The organism is Acinetobacter sp. YH01010, assembly GCF_013420775.1.
Taxonomy (GTDB): domain Bacteria; phylum Pseudomonadota; class Gammaproteobacteria; order Pseudomonadales; family Moraxellaceae; genus Acinetobacter; species Acinetobacter amyesii.
Genome location: NZ_VOYF01000045.1, coordinates 1 through 5,610 on the forward strand (window position 1 = coordinate 1; position 5,610 = coordinate 5,610).

Annotated in this window: 8 protein-coding genes; 3 read left to right on the forward strand and 5 right to left on the reverse strand. The window is 35.9% G+C overall.

Features of this window, described 5'->3' with window-relative positions:
• Positions 1-182: 182 nt before the first annotated feature.
• The 5 genes from FTT77_RS16840 to FTT77_RS16860 form a co-directional block, all read right to left on the reverse strand.
• Positions 183-599 carry a DNA breaking-rejoining protein gene (locus FTT77_RS16840; RefSeq protein WP_168379498.1) on the reverse strand — a complete coding sequence of 139 codons (417 nt, stop codon included), beginning with the start codon at positions 597-599 and terminating at the stop codon, positions 183-185.
• A gap of 231 nt (positions 600-830) precedes the next feature.
• Positions 831-1,352 carry a hypothetical protein gene (locus FTT77_RS16845; RefSeq protein WP_168379499.1) on the reverse strand — a complete coding sequence of 174 codons (522 nt, stop codon included), beginning with the start codon at positions 1,350-1,352 and terminating at the stop codon, positions 831-833.
• Positions 1,353-1,381: 29 nt separating this feature from the next.
• Entirely contained in the window at positions 1,382-1,864 is a 483-nt protein-coding gene (locus FTT77_RS16850; protein ID WP_180109586.1) for an SH3 domain-containing protein, read from the reverse strand.
• A gap of 10 nt (positions 1,865-1,874) precedes the next feature.
• The gene (locus FTT77_RS17645; protein ID WP_180009664.1) at positions 1,875-2,327 is read right to left on the reverse strand and encodes a DUF4236 domain-containing protein; all 453 of its coding nucleotides are present in this window, start codon (positions 2,325-2,327) and stop codon (positions 1,875-1,877) included.
• Between the two features lie 10 nt (positions 2,328-2,337).
• Positions 2,338-3,327: a DUF4041 domain-containing protein gene (locus FTT77_RS16860; protein ID WP_180074499.1), complete on the reverse strand. Its 990-nt coding sequence runs from the start codon at positions 3,325-3,327 to the stop codon at positions 2,338-2,340.
• Positions 3,328-3,813: 486 nt separating this feature from the next.
• Between FTT77_RS16860 and FTT77_RS16865 the strand changes: the two genes are divergently transcribed.
• The 3 genes from FTT77_RS16865 (at position 3,814) to FTT77_RS16875 (ending at position 5,262) form a co-directional block, all read left to right on the forward strand.
• Positions 3,814-4,035 (forward strand): excalibur calcium-binding domain-containing protein, encoded by a 222-nt coding sequence (locus FTT77_RS16865; protein ID WP_180009665.1) that lies wholly within the window; start codon positions 3,814-3,816, stop codon positions 4,033-4,035.
• Positions 4,036-4,160: 125 nt separating this feature from the next.
• Positions 4,161-4,808 (forward strand): hypothetical protein, encoded by a 648-nt coding sequence (locus FTT77_RS16870; protein ID WP_180009666.1) that lies wholly within the window; start codon positions 4,161-4,163, stop codon positions 4,806-4,808.
• A complete protein-coding gene (locus FTT77_RS16875; RefSeq protein WP_180009667.1) occupies positions 4,777-5,262 on the forward strand; it encodes a hypothetical protein in 486 nt (161 codons plus the stop codon). Before FTT77_RS16870 ends, FTT77_RS16875 begins: the two co-directional genes overlap by 32 nt.
• Positions 5,263-5,610 lie beyond the last annotated feature (348 nt).

Here is a 5,610-nt window from a genome sequence, read left to right on the forward strand (position 1 = left end):
CAAGTAACTTGGACCAGTGTTGATCATTTAGCATTGTTCGAGGCATAGCGAGTGTAAAATTGGGTTTGGCGATTTAATTTTACTATCTCGCTATTTTTTTAATCAACAAATGTCAACAGACCCTAATTTCATCTAGTTGGTTTTGCTTCGGTTACTTTCTAAGCTATCCAGATAAAGTAAGTTTAGCGAACTGCTTCAACATGCAATTTATAATTAACTGTTCTATTATTCCGTGCCGTATTCCGCATTTGGTAGATCTGAATCAAATAATTGCCTGATTCTGGCAGCTTGAATTTTCCAGATGCTCCTGTTGTAGATCCAATCACCAAAGCGTCTGCTTTTCCTGGTTTATCACCAGGAGCATATATATTAATTTGGGCTAAATCATGATTGCTTGTCAGCTTATAGCTTAAAGTTTGTCCAGCCTTAGCATTCAAACTATACTGAATGTCATCGTAGCCTTTAAATGATCCTGCAACTGTAGTACCAATAGCACCTTTTGCAAACTGAATGGGTTTTACTGGTGCAGCAGATACACTTGGCGAAACCGCCGCAGACAAAGCCAAAGTTATTGAACCTAACAAAGTTAATTTTTTCATCACTATGTGCCATTTTTAAATTGATCATTTTTAATCATGTGAAATTCTAAATTTCATCAATGATTTTTCATTTATATCGTAAGATGTACAAAGCACTTTTGCCATTTCCTTTTGTTATCCATTGATATAAAAAAACCGTACGAAGGTGGCTTATTTTTTACTTGAGCAGTCCGTATCTTGCATGTGAAAGTGTCTGTAATTCAAACATGTGGTCGTAATCATAGTTTGGCATTATGAATCCACATTTTTACTTACGTTTGATATGGCACTGCTCATAGAGAACATATTGTCGTTGAGCATGCTCATCAGTAATGAATTGAGTAATGCTGGGCTATGTGTATTCCACCACGCTTGAAAGACTCGTGCATGTACGCAGAGCATTTCTAGGAATTGTTTTTCATCTATATAGATATTTCCTTTTGACTTAACTTCTAAAGTTTCTAGGTAATTTACTGCGTCGTGGAAATGAATGGGCAACAGATCGCTATAACGTGCGATGCGGAAGTGTTTTTTGTGACGTGACCACATTTCTGCATGTAGTTTGCGTTCACCTTGGGCACGTCGGTCGATAATTTCTTTGAGTTCTGCTTGCTGCTCTGCGTTGATTTTTACTCGTGTGTCGATTTGCTGTTTTAGAACTTCTTTTTCCAGTACATCGAGTACCCATTTGCGGAATTCTTTAGCGACTTGTGTGAGGGCGAAGATTGCTATTAAATGAGAGCGCCACGTTAAGAAAATATTCGTAACACCCAATTGGGGTAAAGCACCTTAAGGTGCTTTTATTAGCGGTAACTCTTATTTCCTCCGGAAGTATAGCAATAACGACCACCTCTTGGACCATAACAATACGAGTCTGAATCACAAGAACAACCTTTAGAATATGTTTTTTTAACTTTTGTGTTAGGTTGACTCTTTATATGCGAGGAATAACTGTTCTTCACTGTACTTTTTGAGTATAGATCACCTTTAAGAAAGCAGTTTTCAAATGCGCATAAATATTTGGATAAAACCCATTTAGGACTTTCAAATTCTTTTGATAATCTTTCCCACTGATCTTTTCTATCATATATTAGAACGGCATCACCTCTTGCTAACTTTTCTACAATTTCCCCATTTTTAGGATTGTTTCTAACATTAAGAGTACTGGTATTTACATATTTCTTTGCTAAAGGATAGAATTCTTCTTCATTTAATTCCAAACCATCAAAAGCAAAACTAAATGATGACAATAGGATTAGAGATAGCTGTAGAATTATTTTTTTCATTAAGCATTACTCAAGATTGTTGTAGATTCACAAATACAAATAATAAAAGCCATCCAAAACTTATAAACCTTGCTGGCTTTGAATAGCCTTCACGCAAAGTAAACCATGCGAAAATATATGGCATTAGAAAGATTCCAATGCCTAAAAGAATCGAAACCTTCCGCTCAAACTTTGGCATAAATGGTAAAGGTGTAGGAACTTGCGTTCCTACAGGAGACATATTCATTTGCATGCTAGACCTTACAGGCTCACTTCTAACAGTTTCTTTCTTTACTTGCTTAGGGCTAAAACTGCTATACGAAAGCCCAGTACCAGGCAAACCAACAGTTGTTCTTGTTCCCTTTTTGCCAAGGTTTACACGCGCGCCTTTACCGCCTAATGAAACGCTAGAAATACCCTTTTTCGTAATATTTAAACGTACACCCGGTGCTATCTTTAGACTTTTTCTAAAATTAAAACCCACGATTAACCCCTTATATTAAAGCTGGAATTTCTTCCTCAAGCCTTTTTTCTGCCTGAGTTTTTTCATGTCTAATTGTTTGGCTTTGTCTATATTGCTCAGCTTCAGCTGTAATAGTAAATTCAGCATCGCTTGAAATCTTATGAACCTCACTTTGGATTTCATCTAAAGTCACATGGAAAAATTCTTTTCGGAGATTGACTAGATTTAAACGACGTTCAGCAAACACTTTATGAAGCGCATTTTCCATAGCCGGTGCATTTTCGCTATAGATCATTGCATGTACATCAAAGTAGAACGGCACACTAGCATCGCCCAGTTCATGTACACGATCTATTGGCTCCAAACGGCGCGTCATACCAATCTTATAGACATCTTCGCCAAATGATCCGATGTTAGAAATAATATAAACATGTCCCGCTTTTGTCTGCTGTGCCATTGATAGTGCGCGCTCATTTTTCTGATGAGCCTCTTCTAACTTAATTGATAACTCAGCAATTTCTGCATTCAATTTATCTAAGTTACCACCGACAGCTTTTGCTGCTTCAGCTTGTGCTTTCAATAATAATTTTTGGAATTTTTCCTCTTCCTTCTGAGCTGCCGCCATTTCCTGCTCAAGCTTTGCCTCTTCGCGCATTTGACGGCGAATTTCAGCCTGCTCCTCTTTCTCTTCTTTTACTTTTTCTTGATATCCATAAGCCAACCATAACTCCTGCATCTTCATGTCCACATATTTACGATCAATATAGACATGGTTTGACTCATTCATTTTATTTATATCTTCGGCAGCTTTGCGAATACGCTCCTGCATTTTTTCTATATTATTCCAACGCACATTTGCTATAGCTGCTTCACATTCATTATTGAATGCTCGCGTTGTTAGCTTGATTGCGCGTGTGACCATTTTCTTACCTTCAGCTTTACTTTCTCCCACAGTCCACTCTGTAGAGCAAGTGACTGCGGTTTTAGCCTTAAGCATTGATTTCTGTTTTTCTCTGATCAACGCAATTCTTTGTTTATATTCTTCAGATGTTCCAAAATCAAAATGTGGCTTATAAAACCCAGATTAAGCTAATTCTAAATCTTCATCATATACAGCAATCTTACGAGTTAATATTTGGAAAAGACCATATTTTTTTTGGTAATCCAGCTGAAGCGCTTGAATATCGCTACTTAGTTGAGTCTTACGCTTTAAAGATTCTTCGACTTCCTTATCAACATCTATAATTCTTGAATATCTAGCTTCATATTTTTTTTAATTGAGTCTGATTATTAGTATTCTCAGTTTCTTTTGCTTTATATTTCCCATATATAAAATAAAAAGCCGCCCCCAAAAGTGCTACACATATAAGCAAAAAAATTGTAATACCGTTCACTTTATACCCCAAGAATGTTATATTTTTACTTAATTTAACAAATTGTGTGCTTTTTGTCACACCGTAAATTTACTGATAAGATTTGCATGACTTTTCTACTTTTAAAATAATTTATGAAATTTTTACTCATTTTAATTTTGGGGTTCACTTCCATTCAAGTTTATGCAAAAAAGTGTGCTGACTTTAGTACTCAGCAGCAAGCACAGAAATGGTATGAACAAAGAAAGAAATCAGGACAAACAGGTTGGAAAAGTTTAGACCGCGACGGCGATGGTCAGGCCTGTGATTGCCTGCCGGGTGGAAATGGCAAGAAGTGCCCGAAGAAGAAAAGATAAAATTGAACAAGTATATTGATTATAATTTAATCCATTAGATTTAATTATTTCCTAATGTATTTCAGTCGAAATATATTTTAAGTAAATTATGCTTACCAAAAATTATGAATAAATTTGGATCAATAATGCATATTAAACCACTTTTACTTTTAGGCTTATTTGGTCTATTAACCGGGTGTCAAGTTGTAGAAACTGCTGATAATAAAAAGTCAGTTTCTATGTTACCGCTACACATTCCAAAGGAAGCACGCTACCTAAATACTGCTGCAAATGCACCTATTTCAGAAAAGCGAGAAGCTTATGCTAACCAACTCGTGAGCTCGGGCCAAAAATATGCCACGATCAAAACAATTCCTTATGAGTTTTTCCAAGGATCAGGTTCTTTAAGTGCGTACCCTTACACGGTTTACACTTTTGACCAGCAACGTGTGAAATTTGTAGAAAACTCACTACTCAGCCCATCAACTACACAAACAAGATTTGATCATTCGCAGGTGAAACTCAAACTACCTGTTGGTCAACACGACATTGTTTTCGTAAGTGGCATTGGAAATCATAGTTACTTTACTGAGATCAAAAACGTGACTTTAGAAGAAAATAAAGATTATGTGATTGGCGTAGATCGTAATCCAAATACAAAACCTCTAGTTTTCATTGCTGAATATGAAGTTGACTCTCGATTTAAAGCGACTGAGCCAGAATCTATTGTTATTACAAAACGTATTGTTGAAGGTGTTGAGCATGCAAACCTTAAAAAAGTCAAAGTTTATTAAAACAGCTACTGGCTTAGGGCTATTAACTTCACTGTTATTGCTCCAAGGCTGCGTACGAATGATGCTACCAACCTCAGAAACTGAATTGGTCACAAAATCAATCAATGGTGGTGGTTCAGTAGAAGTTCCTTTGGACTATGTACAATCCTATGCAAACTTAAAGCAGGCATATGGAAAATGCGTGGAATACAGGACTTATAATGATTATTTGAAAGTTGAAGCTAACCTAGATCGTGAAAATAATATTGGGACTTTTTATGGCAGACCGCCATATGGGACTTATATTTTTAAGACTACAATTACGCCTATAGATTCAACTTCATCTAAGCTTACAATCTATACAATACGTGGCAGTCTTCTGACAGACAATGCCAATCAAAATGTATTAAAAAAACGTTTAGAGCAGGATAAACTTCGTGCATTAGGTCAAGATCCAAAATGCAATAAAGGTTAATTTGTACTTAAATCAAAAGAGTGCCATATGGCACTCTTTTTTATTAGACTGATTAAAAATAAATTCATCTTGCTAATAATTGACCAATTTCTAAATTTGAATATCCACGATCTTTGAAGATTAAAACAATTGCTTGTTTATACATATCAGAATCGGAAGATTTATATTTATTAATAAGTTGCAGCTCTGAATTAAGCTGGAGATCATTTTTTATAGTCAATAAGAGGTGGTCCCACATGTTTGAACAACTAAAAGCGTATTTATAAGTGATATTCCGCTCTAGTTAAGCCACCTTGTTTTGTTGGGGTAGCTGATCATAGTAAAACTCATTTGGTGTCATTTTGTCTA

Bases quoted from the DNA above. Each gene is read 5' to 3' on its own strand.
- FTT77_RS16875 (WP_180009667.1), top strand. From the start codon at position 4,777: ATGCAAACCTTAAAAAAGTCAAAGTTTATTAAAACAGCTACTGGCTTA.
- FTT77_RS16850 (WP_180109586.1), bottom strand. From the start codon at position 1,864: ATGAAAAAAATAATTCTACAGCTATCTCTAATCCTATTGTCATCATTT.
- FTT77_RS16870 (WP_180009666.1), top strand. From the start codon at position 4,161: ATGCATATTAAACCACTTTTACTTTTAGGCTTATTTGGTCTATTAACC.
- FTT77_RS16840 (WP_168379498.1), bottom strand. From the start codon at position 599: ATGAAAAAATTAACTTTGTTAGGTTCAATAACTTTGGCTTTGTCTGCG.
- FTT77_RS16865 (WP_180009665.1), top strand. From the start codon at position 3,814: ATGAAATTTTTACTCATTTTAATTTTGGGGTTCACTTCCATTCAAGTT.